Source organism: Shewanella oncorhynchi (genome assembly GCF_012584455.1).
Lineage (GTDB): Bacteria > Pseudomonadota > Gammaproteobacteria > Enterobacterales > Shewanellaceae > Shewanella > Shewanella oncorhynchi.
Genome location: NZ_JABAEB010000007.1, coordinates 230,837 through 245,156, shown reverse-complemented (window position 1 = coordinate 245,156; position 14,320 = coordinate 230,837). Strand labels below are relative to the sequence as shown.

Genomic DNA, 14,320 nt, shown 5'->3' with positions numbered 1-14,320 from the left:
ATTAGGGCAGTGGATAGTTTTGGGAAAACTGGCTGAGCTTTTCTACTAAAAACTCTATGGTGCGACGGATCTTATGGCTGGGATAATCGGTTTGTAGGTATACCAATTGTAGTGGGATAGGCGGGGCTATTTTATCGGCTAGCACTAAGTGGAGTCTGCCTTCGGTTACATCTTGCGCCACATCGAGCCAGCTCTTATAGGCAATCCCACGACCAGATAGTGCCCAGTCGCGGATCACTGCGCCATCGTTACAGAAACGTTGGCCCCTGACTTCGATTTCAACGGGTGCGCCGTTATGACTTAACTTCCATTTCTGCCACGGCTCACCGCCGCGATTTAAGATCAGTACTGCGTGTTGGCTAAGTTCATTTAGCGTGCTTGGTGTGCCGTGTTGTGCCAGATAAGCGGGTGAGGCGACCAGTACCCTTGGGGTCATGGCGAGCTGACGCCTTTTAAGGTTTGAGTCGTCAAGCTGGCCATAGCGCAAAGCCAAATGGATATTTTGGTCGATTAAGTCTGTCATATGATCGCCAAAATACAGCTGCACTGTCAGTTCTGGGGCGCTGTCCATCAATTCATCGAGCCAAGCACGGATCTGGCTGCGACCAATATCCGAAGGTAAGGCGAGGCGTACTTCGCCCTTAAGCTCACCCCTGTGTTCGGCTAAATTGGCGCTAGCGGTTTCGAGAATCGCCAGTGCGGGTTTCGCCGAATCGAGAAAAATCCGCCCTTCTTCTGTGAGCTGTAAGCGCCGCGTCGAGCGAGCAAATAGCTGACATCCTAGCTTTTTCTCTAATCTTTGCAGCGCGGCACTTGCCGCTGCCGGCGTCATGCCTATTTCTTTACTGGCTGCCGAGAGACTCTCTAAGGCTGCGATACGCAGCGCTAATTGCAGATCGTTTAAATGATACATATCAAATTATTTTTGAAAATGATTTTAATAATAGCCTGATTATCAATATAGATTATCTAATGCACAATTGCACCACTGATGTTTCATCTTAATTTCTGGTTCGGAGTGTGTATGAGTCTATTCATGTCTTACAAATTAGCGTCACTGGCATTAAACAATCGCATTGTGATGGCCCCTATGACTCGGGCGCGTACTACGCAGCCAGGTAATATTCCTAATGATCTGATGGCGCAATATTATGCTCAGCGCGCCTCGGCGGGGTTAATCATCACAGAAGCGACACAAATCTCCGATGACAGCCAAGGTTATTCATTTACGCCGGGCGTGTATACCGCTGAGCAAATTGAGGGCTGGAAAAAAGTCACAGCGGCAGTGCATCAGGCTGGCGGTAAAATCTTTAATCAAATTTGGCATGTTGGCCGTGTATCGCACCCGATTTTTCAGCAGGGTAATGCCCCGATTGCGCCATCGGCCATTGCGCCCGTTGGCACAAAAGTATGGATTGTGGATGAAGCGCATCCTGAAGGGCAAATGGTGGATTGCCCAGAACCTAGGGCTATGGTGCAAGCCGATATCGACCGCGTTGTGGCCGATTTTGCACAGGCGGGAGTGAATGCGGTTGCGGCGGGTTTTGATGGAATCGAAATTCACGGCGGCAATGGTTATCTGATTGACCAGTTTTTACGCACCAATTCAAACCACAGAACTGATGCCTACGGCGGTTCTCAGGAAAATCGCATTCGTTTTTTACTCGAAATTGTCCAAGCCGTGAGTGCGAAAATTGGTGCCGATAAAGTCGGGGTTCGCCTCGCCCCTTACGTGACGTTTAAAGATATGGCGTGTCCTGAAATTGTAGACACTATTCTGTTAGCGGCTAAGCATTTATCGGCATTGGGCGTGGCATATGTACACCTTTCAGAGGCGGATTGGGATGATGCGCCGCAGGTGCCAGAATCCTTTAGAGTCGAGCTGCGCAAAGTCTTTAAGGGCAGCATTATTGTTGCGGGTCGCTATGATGTGGCGCGTGCCAATGAAGTGATTGATAACGGTTATGCGGACTTAGTTGCCTTCGGTCGACCTTTTATTGCGAATCCTGATTTGCCTTACCGTTTAATGCATCAATTGCCTTTATCAGCATTCGACAAAGGGCCCTTGTTTGGCGGTAGTGCAGCGGGTTATACCGATTATCCTACACACAACGAAGCATTGAGAGCCGTCATCCGATCCGCTGACGATGAGGTGGCATAATGGATCGGGTTAACACTTTGTATGCTCAGCGCTTACCCGCTTGGCTCAGCTTAAGTCTATGGTTTTCAGGCTTTATAGGTATTGCTATTGTGGGTTTTAGCTTAGTAAGTCTGAGCATGGATGCGTTAGCCGCTCAAGGGGCAACAACACAGGATAGTGCTAAAGTGCGAGCGGCGTTAGTGCCAAAAGTGGCGGCAATGGAAACGATTTCTGATGAATCACCGCAGGCACAAGCTATCGCCCGCGCCGCTTTGTTATATGCCAGTTTTTGGCACACGGGCGATGCAAGTTTTGCCCACGGCGCATTGGCGACTGGGTTTATCGACCGTACTCTGCCCGCTGGCCGCGCACAGGGAATCACGGGTCCACTCGAAGCCTCAAAGACATTTAGGGCAGCGGTCCCCGATCTCTCTGTTTCAGTTGAGCATTTGCTAGTCGTTGGCGATCGTGCAGTGGTACGTCTGCGTTTTTATGGCCGCTTCACTGGTGTCTTTGGTGAGCAAAAAGGCCAAGGGCAGAAAATCGATTTTCGTGCTGTTGACATGTATCGAGTACGGGATGGTTTCATCACAGATAACTGGCACCTCGAAGATTATCAAACGCTATTTTCTCAATTAGCTGCAGGGACTCAATCATGAATCAACGTCGACGATTTTTAATGGCAGGTGGCGCCATCGCTGCTGGGTTCGGCCTAAGCCAAACGGCGCTTGCTATTGGTTTACCATCATTAGATACCTTAGAAAATGACTCCAAAAGTTCAGGTGGCAATGGTATGAACAAAATATTTTGGCCAAGTGGTGAGCAGTTAGTGATTTCAATCTCAATGCAGTTTGAAGCAGGTGCTCAAGATAAAAATGCCGAAGGGCCGTTTCCGCCGATGGAAAAGGGCTACCCAGATACCATCACCCCGACTTGGTACGATTACGGTATGAACGAAGGCATTCCAAGGCTGCTGCGCTTGTGGCGTAAGCACAATATCAAGGTGACTTCTCACATGGTTGGGCGCGCCGCCGAGCTACATCCTCAACTTGCCAAACAAGTTGCAGATGAGGGGCATGAGATTTCGGGTCACGGACAAACGTGGACGCCACAATACAGCATGTCGCCAGCAGAGGAACGCGCCTCCTATGTGGCGAGTATTGAGACGCTGCAAAGGATCACAGGTCAGCGCCCCTTAGGTTTTAATGCCTTTTGGATGCGCCACAGCACTCAAACCCTCAATATTTTGCAGGACTTAGGTTTTATTTATCATATCGATGACCTATCGCGGGACGAGCCTTCAATTATCCCTGTAGGAAATAAGCCTTTTGCGGTTGTGCCTTACACTTTACGTAACAATGATATCGGACGTTTTGGTGGCAACACAGCTATGACGGCCGCGGCCTTTTTACAGGAACTAAAGGATGAGTTCGATATGCTCTATCAAGAAGGTTCGACGCAGCGACGGATGATGTCGATCAGTGTGCACGACCGTATTGGTGGCGCTCCTGGACTTGTGACCGCTTTAGATAAGTTTATTCAGTACGCTAAAGGTCACACTAACGTAGGCTTTATGCGTAAAGATGCCATTGCTAAATGGGCGCTGGCGCAAAAGGACACACCGACCAATCCTGCAAGAACATTTTAGCCTGCTGTAGCTTTGTTAGAAGAGGTTTGAATGGTTAACAAAAAGCGCGTTGTATAACGCGCTTTTTGTTTTTGGGAACCCTTATTACAGCAAGTCGGAAGTGATTAACGCATGGCCAGCATGGCCCAAGTGCGGCGACCTTGCTCCAGAATTATCCCCACGGCAAGTCCCGCAGCGGCGTTGATAGCGAGGCAAGTCACAGCGGTTGATAAAATCACAAAGATACAGAAGGGCTTACCATCGATTAAGCGTTTCGACCATGCTAATTGTAGCCCCGCAGTGGTCAGTAAACTGCCGAGGATTGCCATAGGAATAAGGCTTAATAGCCAAGCGATATTAGTACCCCAGCACAGGGCTATCATTAAGCACGTACTGCCAAAAATTAACGGCGCCAGATAAGTGCGGGCGCCAAAATGGTATTGCACCGCAAGTCCGCCCGCACCGTGGCACATGGCCGAGGCTCCAAAGGGCGCGAGCAATAAGTTGGCAAGACCTGAGCTAATGGCGAAGTTTTTGGGCGTGAGTTTGGCGGCATCTTCAGGGAATTTCTCCTGCGCCATTACAGATGTAGCAATCACTGCATTGGTTAAGGTGAGAGCCAGTTGTGGCAAAACCAACAAAAGGGCGGCAGAGGTCCACTCAATAGATGTCGGCCACGCCAATTTAAATGGCGCTGTCACTGCTTGGATATCAAAGTTAGTGGTTAAATTAGTTTGTGTACTTGCTTGCCAAATCATCCCCGCTGCTATGACTAAGGGCATGGCAAGGTAGCGCAGTGGCAAAAATTTACTGATAAATAACAGTACAAATGTCCCCACGCCAACCAGCCAAAATTCACTCATCATCTTAGTGCCCATCCACATCAGTTGCAGACCGATGGCGAGTTGAATACCAACACTCACAGCTTGTGATAACTGTTTGGCTAACCAAGTGATGGCGCCGCTAAAGGCGAGAATTAACAGGATAATGCCCATCAACATGGCGCTTGCCTGCAACATGCCTGGGGTTAAGCCCTGAGCGATCACCAGTGCAGCGATGACTTTCATCGGTTGTACCGGAATCGGGCGACGGTAAAACAGCGCGCTGAGAATAGCGAATAGACCAAACCCCAAAAATATCCCTTGAGGCGAAAATTGATTTAGGGCAATTAGCCCTAGCACTAAAGGTAAAAAAGTGCCTAAGTCGGCAAAAGCGCCACTGGTTTCACCGAGTAAACGGTTGAATGAAGGATTGGATACTGTTTGGGAAATTTTGCCCGAGGTCATACTGATTGCCGTAATTGAACACGCTATGACTACGCAAAATAAATGCCATAAAAATCAGATGATTTGGGGGGTAAACAGAGTCAAACTACCGTATTGAGTCACTCAATGAGACAAACTGGGGCAAGGCCGAAGAATGGCTGAGTCTAATTGTCTGCACCTGTGTCTATTGCGGCTGCATTGGGTTAATTGTTAACTCAAGCTCATTTGTGAGTCATGATTCAACCGCAACACTGGCGGTCAGTGCCGTGGTTGATATTCTTTATTGTGTAATGTTGCTTGTTAAGGTTGCTGGCGCGTTGGTGCTAGAACGATTTCGCGTACGCACACATTTTGCGGTTGTTGCCATGCAAACAGTGCAGCAGCGGCGACGTTTTCAGGGGCGATAACGCCGCCCATTTCTTCTTTCCAGTCATGGTAACCCGCTTTAATGTCATCGCTGGTGGTATGGCTCAACAACTCGGTTTCTACTGCGCCAGGGGCGATAGTGATAAGGCGCACGTCATCCATGGCGACTTCTTCACGAATGTTTTCTGTTAAGGCGTGCACGGCAAATTTAGTAGCGCAGTAAGCGGCGTGGTTTGGAAAGGTTTTACGCCCCGCCACTGAGCTGACATTAATGATAGTGCCAGTTTTGCGAGCTTTCATGCCGGCTAATACCGCATGAATACCATTAAGCACGCCCATCACATTGATATTGAGCATGCGGCTCCATTCCTTGGGATCTTGCACATCGATTTGGCCTAGTAGCATGATTCCCGCGTTATTGATAAGACAGCCGACCGGGCCAAATTGTGCTTCTGCTTGGGTTATGGCTGTTTTAATAGCTGCGCCGTCGGTGACATCGACGCTGATAGAAAGGCTGTTTGGTAATTCAAGCGCTTGCATTGCTTCAACTCGGCGTGCCAGTAATAGCAGCGGGTGGCCTGCAGCGCTAAAGCTTTTGGCCATAGCGGCGCCAATACCCGATGAAGCGCCCGTGATGACAACCAGTGATTTAGTAACTTGATTCATTAGTATTTCCTATTAATTGGAGCCAATGTAAGCCGTAAACAAACTGTTGTTCGGCGTCTTGAACCTGTTAACCAGTATAGGCTGGGGATTTTCAGTCGAAAAATACTTATTCCAGCTGGATATGATAGGCTCAGCCTATGGCACTATTGTTGAAATTTGTGCTGAACTCGTCGGTTGTCGGAGAAGATTAAATGGTCGATTTGCGTTTGCTGCGTTTCTTTATCGCAATTTTTGAAGAGAACAATATTACCTCGGCGGCTAACCGTTGCTTTGTGAGCCAGCCTTCACTGTCTGCTGGATTAAAGCAACTCGAAGAAGAGCTTGGTGGTCAGTTATTTGAGCGCAGCAAAAAAGGTGTTAAACCTTTGGACAGCGCGCACTATCTATACCCTTTGGCGGTTAAATTAGTCGAGGAGGCGAGTAAGTTATCAGGCTTATTTATGGCGAAGGCGAGCCGGCAAAAGCTACGTTTGGCTGTGATGCCAGATCTCAGTCAGCGGCGTTTGGCGGGATTTTTACAACAGGTGAATCAAGCCATTGAGAAGCTCGATCTGGAGCTGTTGGATTACCAAAGCCCCGCAGATTGTCGTTTAACTATCGACAGTTTACGCCATGAAGATGAAGTATTTTTTCCGCTGTGGGAGGAGGATTATGTGCTCTGCGTCCCCAAGGATCATACCCTCGCCCAAGTCGATAGCCTACGTCCCGAGCAGCTCAATGGCTTTGACTTTATTGAGTGCCCACCCTGTGAAGCCCATCAGCAAACAATAGGTTTATTGGCGTGCAGCAATATGTCGCTTAATTTGGTCGCTAAGGCTGAGTCAAAATCTCTAGTGATGTCGCTAGTGTTAGCCGGATTTGGCGTGAGTTTTTTACCCGATGGTTTGATTGAAGATGAGCCTAGGCTCAAGCAAGTGAAATTTGATGGTCCGAGAATGTTCCGTCGTATTGGTTTGTGTTATCCCTCCCATCAGGCAGTTGCGCCAACATTGGCGACCTTGTTACGGCATTTAGCCGCTCGACCGAATTAATTCCAAGTTAGTTTTGGGTTATCAGCATTCAGATTAGTGAGTCGCTAAGGGCGATTCAGTGAGATTAAGTGGAGGCTCGACGCCGTAGGATTTAAATAGTTGAGTAATTTCACCTGAGGTGCGCATGTCGTCGACTATCTGGTGAACTTGCTTGGCATATTGATGCTGCGGCGACATGAGCGGAATACTAAAATAGCGGCCATTTTTGCTGATATCTACGTATGCCATCTGTTTGAGTTGGGGATCTTTGGCAAAAAATTGCATCTCATGCTGTTCGGAGGTGATGGCTAAATCGATACGCTCAGCCTTCAACATATTGATTAACTGACCGTTATCATTAACAAAAGACACTTTTAGTTGGTTTTGATTGTCATTAAACTGCGGACAGTAAAAAGCGCCTCTAAGTGCGCCAATGATATGAGGTTTTAGTTCATCGAAATGTTTGACTTCAAGTTGTCTATTCGCAAGGGCAAAGTAATATACGTAGCGCTTGTCGTATCCCAGTAGCATAGGGTCTAGAAAATCGTTGCGCTCTGGCGTCATCGAATGGACAGGGATTAGGTCGACTTGTCCCATTTCTGCCACTTTAATTGTGCGTGCCCAAGGTACATTACTCCAATTTATCTTGTGACCTAGGCGGGCGATGACTTCATTGATGACAGCTGCACCTGGGCCTTTGCAATCACCATTTTCGACATAAATAACAGGATGCCTATCGCGGCAGTGTGCTTGCCAGACAACGGCAGAGGTTTCTGCCCTTGCTTGGGGCAGAAATAAGCATGAAATGACAATGATCAGTATCAGCCTCATACATCTTGCCTATTAAAATGGTCAGTTTTAATTTAGGGCTGGGCAGTTAACCTGACTATTTTTTATTTTTGAGTCGTTTAGCTGCGCAGGTTTGGTCAATAATTGATTGTAGTGCTTATACATCCACTGTGCTTTTTAAGTAATTATAAATTCACTCAATTTTGTAACCAAAAGGTTTGGTCTGTTAAATCTGACCAAACCTTTTCTGGGGCTCATTCGCTGCTAGGAAACTTACCTATCCGACTCAAGATAGGGCGTTAATTGGGTTTCAATAGCCTCAATTTGAGTTTCGGCGTAGGCAAGTTCGGATTCGGTTAAACATGATTTTGCGGTGTTTTGATGGAGTCGTTGAGCGCTATTCATCCCGTATTTACCAAAATGACGTAGCAATAAACTAGACCAAATAAACATTTGTATAGGTTTATTTAATTGTTCTGCGCCGTAAATATTGACCAGTTCCCGCATAGCAATTTCATGACCTAGCTCTGCCGATTTGACGTACCAAGCTTCTGCCGCTTGTAGAGCCTCTTGAGTGGGTTTTTCATCACTTAAAAATGATGCAGCCTTATAGATATAAAAATATTGTTGTTGCTCAGCGGGGATTGGATGCTGATGCAAGAAACTGTCACGTAGACGCTCAGTCTCTCTTATCTCTAAGGTACCTAGTTGCTGACTGAATCTGGCTAATTCTTTTAGATGATCGGCTCTATTGCTCATGGCCGCGAGCTGGTAATACATTAACGCTTTAATTGGTTGGCGACTCACGCCTAAACCTTGCTCATAAATCTTGCCTAAGCCTAGCAGTGCGTCTTCATTCCACTTAAGTGCGAATTCTTCAAAGTCAATTTTAGCCTGTTGGTAATCACTTTCATTTTGTGGCGCTTTCAGTAAAAGATGAGCAAATTCAATCTTAGCGAAGTCATTACCTCTAGCGACAGATTGGCTTAACCAATGGCGCGCCTTGTCATAGTCGACAGCAAAATCTTCACCGTAGAGGAAACGTTTACCAAGATAATACTGGCGGAAATCATCGTCTGCGGCGCGCTCGCTAAGTAATGCCTCTGCACGCGCTAAATCTTTAGGTCCACCTTGGCCTGCAGCAAGCATATGCCCTAGATCATCTTTTGCTAATTCATAATCAGCGGCTGCGGATTTCTCAAAGTATTCACGTGCTTTGATATAGTCCGAAGTGACGCGCTCATCATGCCAGTAGAGTGTGGCTAAATGGTAATAGGCTCTTTGGTTTTCTTGTGCGGCGGCTTTTTCGAACCAGTAAATTGCTTGGCTAGCATCAGGATCGAGAAAGGGCTGGCTTAGATACAAGTAAGCAAGCTCATATTGAAACTCGGCTTGCCCCGCTTCGGCATTAGGTTTGAGCTGTTCTACCTGTGCGATTAACTCATCGAGTGTTTGCGACTCAGAAGAGAGCAAATTAGGTAGGGTGAGCATGGGTAAATATTGAGGCTCTATTTCGGCGGCTTTTTTATACCAATCGTTAGATGCCTTGGGATCGGCGGGAACTTGTGGGAATCGACCGGAATAAAGTTCGGCCATAGCAATGGCGGCAACGGCTAAGCCTTTATCGACTGCCTGCTGAATATAATCTAGGCCAGAGTTGACTTCGCCTTGATTAATCAGTGTTAAGCCATGATTGAGTAGCGCAGTAGGATCACCTGCGGCAAGTGCTTTAGCTTGCACTTGTTTTTTTTGATATTTAGCGAAAAAAATAAACAGTACAATAAAAGCAATAATTATGAGTATCAACAACATAGTAGTCCATCACTATCGATATTTGGGAGTATAGTAAACGTAAGTTTTTACAAGAATGCAAGTTTACAATCTGGGCTAGGCTGATCGACTAAGCCGATCAATCCCATGGGCATTAGCGTTATTTATCTTGCAGATGGATCTCTCTAATGGGGCAGGCAATCTCGATTCCTGCCTGCTTAAGGGCGTTATAAAGAGCGAGGTTCACCTTATATTTATGCTGAAAATAGCTTTGTGTGGACACCCAGTAACGAACCCCCATTTCAATTCCATTAGCATTAAAACCATTGATGCCAATATTAGGTGTGGTCTCTTGATAAATATAGGGATTATTGCTTAATAACTCAGTAATCACACTAATGGCTCGTTCGGGATCTGTGTTGTAACTGAGATTGAACTGGGTTTCGACCAGTTTATTGCTGAAGGAGTTGTGCAGAATTTCGCCGACGATATGCTTATTAGGAATGCTGATTTGCTCACCTTCCTCATTGGTCAGTATGGTCATGCCTAAGTGGATACGTTTAACAACGCCGCTTTCCCCTTTAATTTCAATAGTATTGCCTACTACAAAAGGGCGGGTGACGATAATAGTCACGCCTGCGGCATAGTTCGCTAGCATACCTTGTAAGGCTAAACCTGCACCTAAGGAGGCGGCACCAATTGCCGCAACCATAGGGGTAATACTGATGCCGATCTTGCCGAGGGCGATAATCCCGACCATGACTATGATCAGAATGCGGATAAGATTGCTGACAAAATTGCTTAGGGTGATATCGATATTGTGTTTGTCGAATTGCTTAGCGACTAAGCGTGATACTTTACTGGCTACCCATAAACCTAACAAAAAGATCAGCAAAGCACCTACGAGTTGAAAGCTATAGGTGACTAAAAACTCGGTGATGAGTTGATAAACGCCTTGTAGTTGCTGCAATTCTTGATCGAGTCCAGGTGTTATCATTATGATATCCTTGTAATAAAATTAACTGTGCGATTATAGCGTAGAAATTCCACCAAATACTTTTCGCCCTTCATGTGTGAAGCGTATCATGTAATCGTGGTTGGTTTAATGAGTCGATAGGGGGAGTCAGGTATGCTGTTCGCCTATCCAATAATGGAGTCGAGTGTTTATGAAAACGCTGTTGTTATGTTTGTCTTGTCTGTTAACCCCAATCTGGGCGTATGCTGCGAGTTATGTTGCCGGAGATGCGATTAATCCCATTTCACTTCTCGACCAAAATGATAAAACCATTAATGTGACTGATGAGACTCAAGTGCTGCTCTTTAGTCGCAGCATGAAAGGCGGTGATGTGATAAAGGATGCACTTACCCCCTTGAGCGCGACTCAAATGCCAACGGGTTTAGTTTATGTTGCCGATATCAGTGGTATGCCTTCTTTGATCGCTAAATTTGTGGCTGTGCCACAGATGCAAGATTTACCTTTTGCGATTGGGTTAGATAGGGATGGTGAGATCAGTCGTTTATTACCTGATAACAAAGATATGGCCACTATGATATTGCTCAAGCAGCGTAACATTTTGGACATTGCCTATTTTGATTCCAGTGAAGCCTTGAACCAAGCCCTCGCAAAACTCAATCAGCCGCAGTAACAACTCGATTTAACGGACGTATTTTAAGGCATCCATTAGTCTTCTTTTCGCTGTGTAATTGTTACTTCAAGATAACTGTTTTTAGATGGATATTTTGGCTCCAGCCAGTCTATCCATCTCCCTTCCGATAACGTCGTAAAAAATTCACTTTTTATTCTGATAATGAACACAAATTTACCTTAGGGTTTGTGTGCATAATTATTTGTTTTATAGCGCCTTTTTTTGATGGTTCAGTTCCTTAAAGAGTTGTGGAATAAAAAGTTATTAATTCAGCATAAAAATTCGTTGCGTAAAGCGAAAAAATATCGTTTACTGCGCACGTTTTTAATACATCACACTTACTGTTATCTATCTGACCCAAAGGAGACTCTGGCCCAATGAGCCAATTTCAATCTATTGATGTTGCTGACTATTATGATATGGACACATTCAAGCGTATTGAAGCGTTTGCCAAAGACAAAGCAACCCCGTTCGTAGTGATCGATACCAGTATCATAGCGAAACAATACGATGACATGGTTAATAGTTTTCCTTACGCCAACGTTTATTATGCAGTTAAGGCAAACCCCGCGGCCGAGATCTTATCTTTACTAAAAGATAAAGGGTCAAACTTTGATATTGCCTCGATTTATGAGCTAGATATGGTCATGAATGTCGGTGTGACAACCGATCGAGTCAGCTATGGTAATACCATTAAAAAGCGCCAAGATGTGCGTGCATTTTATGAGCGTGGCGTGCGTATGTATGCATCTGACTCAGAAGCTGATTTGCGAATGATCGCTGAAGAAGCACCGGGTTCACGTATTTATGTGCGCATTCTGACCGAAGGTACAGATACCGCTGATTGGCCGTTATCCCGTAAATTCGGCTGCCAAAACGAAATGGCCTATGAGCTATTAGTATTGGCACAGGAATTAGGCTTAGAGCCTTTTGGTATTTCTTTCCATGTGGGTTCTCAGCAACGTGACATAGGTGCTTGGGATTCCGCTATTGGTAAAGTGAAAAGTATTTTTGACCGTTTGCGTGATGAGCACAATATCACCTTGAAGATGATCAATATGGGCGGCGGTTTCCCTGCTAACTATATTGATAAAACCAATCAATTGGGTGTGTATGCCGAGCAAATCACTCACTTCCTGAAGGAAGATTTTGGTGATGATTTACCACAAATTATTTTGGAACCAGGTCGTTCGTTGATCTCTAACGCGGGGATTTTAGTGTCTGAAGTGGTACTGATCAGCAAAAAATCTTACACAGCGTTAGAGCGTTGGGTGTTTACCGATGTGGGTAAATTCTCTGGCTTGATTGAAACGATGGACGAGGCGATTAAGTTCCCGATTTATACTGAGCGTCAAGGCGAGCTGGATAAATGCGTGATTGCCGGCCCAACCTGTGACAGTGCAGATATCATGTATGAGCACTATAGCTATGGCTTACCAAATGACTTAGCCATTGGCGATCGTATGTATTGGTTAACCGCAGGGGCTTATACGACGACGTATTCAGCAGTATGCTTTAACGGTTTCCCACCGCTGAAGGATTACTATCTGTAAGCGATTGTGATGACATTAATAAGGGCGCTTAGGCGCCCTTATTTGTCTTTAGAGTAATAGTAGAATTACTCGTGGGATTTGAGGATCTGATAAATTTCCTCTTTTAAATGTAACTTTCTGCTTTTGAGTTCTTTCACAGTGGGATTGAAATCACTGGCGACACGTTTTTCCAGTTGTTTGATTTCCTCGTCTAACTGATTATGCTCATTAAACTTACGTTGAAAATGAGCATCTTGGGTTTTCAGGGTGGAAATTAATTCTCTGTACTCTGGAAACATCGGCATTCTCCTTGTCGTCATTTACTACACTTCAGGTTACGCCTTAACCCTAACCTTATACCAAGTCGTTAAACGTGACTTAGATCACTTTTAGCGGTCACTTAGATTAATACTAATGGATGATTTATTTTAATATATTTTAAATCAGTATCTTAGGTGTTTGTTGCCACAGCCTCTGGCATGAGTTCAGGATCTGGTTCACACTTTGTTTGGTATAAATCAGACTGACATTCGAAATATGGGCAAATTTGCTATCTTGTGAGCAGATGCTGGTGTAGTTGGTAATTTCATTACGACTAAACAATTACTTCTTGCCGATAATTCTGTGATCAAGTTAACCTTCACCGCTTCGATACTAGGTTAAAGTCGATTTTATAAGAATTTAATTATCAAAAATGAAAGGGGTTTTCACAATGGCTGATGTATTTCATTTAGGTTTGACCAAAGCGATGCTCGATGGTGCAACCTTAGCAATCGTTCCTGGTGATCCAGAGCGTGTAAAACGTATTGCCGAACTAATGGACAATGCGACGTTCCTTGCTAGCCACCGCGAGTATACAAGTTATTTAGCGTATGCCGATGGCAAGCCAGTAGTAGTGTGTTCAACCGGTATCGGTGGTCCATCGACTTCTATCGCAGTAGAAGAACTTGCACAATTAGGTGTGAATACCTTCCTGCGCGTTGGCACTACAGGCGCAATTCAACCCCATGTGAATGTGGGCGATGTAATTGTGACTCAAGCTTCAGTGCGTTTAGATGGCGCAAGCTTACACTTTGCACCTATGGAGTTCCCTGCGGTTGCAAACTTTGAATGTACCACTGCTATGGTTGCAGCGTGTCGTGATGCAGGCGTAGAGCCACACATTGGCGTAACGGCTTCTTCTGATACTTTCTACCCAGGCCAAGAGCGTTATGACACTGTCACTGGCCGTGTAACGCGTCGTTTCGCGGGTTCAATGAAAGAATGGCAAGATATGGGCGTACTGAACTATGAGATGGAATCTTCCACCTTATTCACTATGTGTGCCACTCAAGGCTGGCGTGCAGCCTGCGTTGCTGGTGTGATTGTAAACCGCACCCAACAAGAAATTCCTGATGAAGCCACAATGAAGAAAACCGAAGTAAGTGCGGTTTCTATCGTGGTTGCTGCAGCGAAAAAACTGTTAGCCTAATTTTTAGTAAGCTAAGCGACACTCCCCTGCAAAGTGAG

The 14,320-nt window shown here is 45.6% G+C and carries 14 protein-coding genes; 7 read left to right on the top strand and 7 right to left on the bottom strand.

Annotated elements, in window-relative coordinates; all coding sequences use genetic code 11:
* Position 1: 1 nt before the first annotated feature.
* Positions 2 to 913, bottom strand: coding sequence for a LysR family transcriptional regulator (locus tag HGO26_RS13410; protein ID WP_071938732.1), 912 nt, complete (start codon positions 911 to 913; stop codon positions 2 to 4).
* Positions 914 to 1,024: 111 nt separating this feature from the next.
* Here HGO26_RS13410 and HGO26_RS13405 point away from each other — a divergent pair, with 111 nt between their 5' ends.
* From HGO26_RS13405 to HGO26_RS13395, 3 genes are read left to right on the top strand one after another with little or no spacing between them, the layout of a single operon-like run.
* Positions 1,025 to 2,161 carry an alkene reductase gene (locus HGO26_RS13405; RefSeq protein ID WP_168825721.1) on the top strand — a complete coding sequence of 379 codons (1,137 nt, stop codon included), beginning with the start codon at positions 1,025 to 1,027 and terminating at the stop codon, positions 2,159 to 2,161.
* Positions 2,161 to 2,799, top strand: a complete 639-nt coding sequence (locus HGO26_RS13400) for an ester cyclase (protein WP_168825719.1) — start codon at positions 2,161 to 2,163, stop codon at positions 2,797 to 2,799. Before HGO26_RS13405 ends, HGO26_RS13400 begins: the two co-directional genes overlap by 1 nt.
* Positions 2,796 to 3,788 carry a polysaccharide deacetylase family protein gene (locus tag HGO26_RS13395; RefSeq protein WP_168825717.1) on the top strand — a complete coding sequence of 331 codons (993 nt, stop codon included), beginning with the start codon at positions 2,796 to 2,798 and terminating at the stop codon, positions 3,786 to 3,788. Before HGO26_RS13400 ends, HGO26_RS13395 begins: the two co-directional genes overlap by 4 nt.
* A gap of 104 nt (positions 3,789 to 3,892) precedes the next feature.
* On the opposite strand, the gene HGO26_RS13390 is transcribed toward HGO26_RS13395, so the two are convergent.
* Together HGO26_RS13390 and HGO26_RS13385 are read right to left on the bottom strand one after the other, a co-directional pair.
* Entirely contained in the window at positions 3,893 to 5,053 is a 1,161-nt protein-coding gene (locus HGO26_RS13390) for a putative sulfate/molybdate transporter (RefSeq protein WP_168825715.1), read from the bottom strand.
* Positions 5,054 to 5,332: 279 nt separating this feature from the next.
* Positions 5,333 to 6,064, bottom strand: a complete 732-nt coding sequence (locus HGO26_RS13385; protein ID WP_168825713.1) for an SDR family oxidoreductase — start codon at positions 6,062 to 6,064, stop codon at positions 5,333 to 5,335.
* A gap of 191 nt (positions 6,065 to 6,255) precedes the next feature.
* Here HGO26_RS13385 and HGO26_RS13380 point away from each other — a divergent pair, with 191 nt between their 5' ends.
* On the top strand, positions 6,256 to 7,095 hold the full coding sequence (locus HGO26_RS13380; protein WP_168825711.1) for a LysR family transcriptional regulator: 840 nt from the start codon (positions 6,256 to 6,258) through the stop codon (positions 7,093 to 7,095).
* A 33-nt stretch (positions 7,096 to 7,128) separates the two neighbouring features.
* On the opposite strand, the gene HGO26_RS13375 is transcribed toward HGO26_RS13380, so the two are convergent.
* The 3 genes from HGO26_RS13375 to HGO26_RS13365 all read right to left on the bottom strand — a co-directional run bounded on the left by HGO26_RS13375 (position 7,129) and on the right by HGO26_RS13365 (position 10,630).
* Positions 7,129 to 7,905 carry a substrate-binding periplasmic protein gene (locus HGO26_RS13375; RefSeq protein ID WP_168825709.1) on the bottom strand — a complete coding sequence of 259 codons (777 nt, stop codon included), beginning with the start codon at positions 7,903 to 7,905 and terminating at the stop codon, positions 7,129 to 7,131.
* Positions 7,906 to 8,136: 231 nt separating this feature from the next.
* On the bottom strand, positions 8,137 to 9,675 hold the full coding sequence (locus tag HGO26_RS13370) for a tetratricopeptide repeat protein (protein ID WP_168825707.1): 1,539 nt from the start codon (positions 9,673 to 9,675) through the stop codon (positions 8,137 to 8,139).
* 118 nt (positions 9,676 to 9,793) lie between these two features.
* Complete coding sequence (locus HGO26_RS13365; RefSeq protein ID WP_168825705.1) at positions 9,794 to 10,630, bottom strand: mechanosensitive ion channel family protein; 837 nt, start codon at positions 10,628 to 10,630, stop codon at positions 9,794 to 9,796.
* A 169-nt stretch (positions 10,631 to 10,799) separates the two neighbouring features.
* On the opposite strand from HGO26_RS13365, the gene HGO26_RS13360 reads away from it, so the two are divergent.
* Together HGO26_RS13360 and HGO26_RS13355 are read left to right on the top strand one after the other, a co-directional pair.
* A complete protein-coding gene (locus HGO26_RS13360) occupies positions 10,800 to 11,279 on the top strand; it encodes a hypothetical protein (protein ID WP_105251255.1) in 480 nt (159 codons plus the stop codon).
* A gap of 377 nt (positions 11,280 to 11,656) precedes the next feature.
* A complete protein-coding gene (locus HGO26_RS13355; protein WP_105251256.1) occupies positions 11,657 to 12,832 on the top strand; it encodes a type III PLP-dependent enzyme in 1,176 nt (391 codons plus the stop codon).
* Positions 12,833 to 12,897: 65 nt separating this feature from the next.
* On the opposite strand, the gene HGO26_RS13350 is transcribed toward HGO26_RS13355, so the two are convergent.
* On the bottom strand, positions 12,898 to 13,110 hold the full coding sequence (locus HGO26_RS13350; protein WP_006083288.1) for an HP1242/YdcH family protein: 213 nt from the start codon (positions 13,108 to 13,110) through the stop codon (positions 12,898 to 12,900).
* A 413-nt stretch (positions 13,111 to 13,523) separates the two neighbouring features.
* Between HGO26_RS13350 and udp the strand changes: the two genes are divergently transcribed.
* The gene (gene udp, locus HGO26_RS13345) at positions 13,524 to 14,282 is read left to right on the top strand and encodes a uridine phosphorylase (protein ID WP_006083287.1); all 759 of its coding nucleotides are present in this window, start codon (positions 13,524 to 13,526) and stop codon (positions 14,280 to 14,282) included.
* Positions 14,283 to 14,320: the final 38 nt, after the last annotated feature.

Excerpts from the sequence above, each read along its gene's own strand:
- HGO26_RS13385 (WP_168825713.1), bottom strand. The coding sequence starts at position 6,064 with ATGAATCAAGTTACTAAATCACTGGTTGTCATCACGGGCGCTTCATCG.
- HGO26_RS13365 (WP_168825705.1), bottom strand. The coding sequence starts at position 10,630 with ATGATAACACCTGGACTCGATCAAGAATTGCAGCAACTACAAGGCGTT.
- HGO26_RS13380 (WP_168825711.1), top strand. The coding sequence starts at position 6,256 with ATGGTCGATTTGCGTTTGCTGCGTTTCTTTATCGCAATTTTTGAAGAG.
- HGO26_RS13395 (WP_168825717.1), top strand. The coding sequence starts at position 2,796 with ATGAATCAACGTCGACGATTTTTAATGGCAGGTGGCGCCATCGCTGCT.
- HGO26_RS13375 (WP_168825709.1), bottom strand. The coding sequence starts at position 7,905 with ATGAGGCTGATACTGATCATTGTCATTTCATGCTTATTTCTGCCCCAA.
- HGO26_RS13370 (WP_168825707.1), bottom strand. The coding sequence starts at position 9,675 with ATGTTGTTGATACTCATAATTATTGCTTTTATTGTACTGTTTATTTTT.
- udp (WP_006083287.1), top strand. The coding sequence starts at position 13,524 with ATGGCTGATGTATTTCATTTAGGTTTGACCAAAGCGATGCTCGATGGT.
- HGO26_RS13390 (WP_168825715.1), bottom strand. The coding sequence starts at position 5,053 with ATGACCTCGGGCAAAATTTCCCAAACAGTATCCAATCCTTCATTCAAC.
- HGO26_RS13405 (WP_168825721.1), top strand. The coding sequence starts at position 1,025 with ATGAGTCTATTCATGTCTTACAAATTAGCGTCACTGGCATTAAACAAT.
- HGO26_RS13410 (WP_071938732.1), bottom strand. The coding sequence starts at position 913 with ATGTATCATTTAAACGATCTGCAATTAGCGCTGCGTATCGCAGCCTTA.
- HGO26_RS13350 (WP_006083288.1), bottom strand. The coding sequence starts at position 13,110 with ATGTTTCCAGAGTACAGAGAATTAATTTCCACCCTGAAAACCCAAGAT.
- HGO26_RS13360 (WP_105251255.1), top strand. The coding sequence starts at position 10,800 with ATGAAAACGCTGTTGTTATGTTTGTCTTGTCTGTTAACCCCAATCTGG.
- HGO26_RS13400 (WP_168825719.1), top strand. The coding sequence starts at position 2,161 with ATGGATCGGGTTAACACTTTGTATGCTCAGCGCTTACCCGCTTGGCTC.
- HGO26_RS13355 (WP_105251256.1), top strand. The coding sequence starts at position 11,657 with ATGAGCCAATTTCAATCTATTGATGTTGCTGACTATTATGATATGGAC.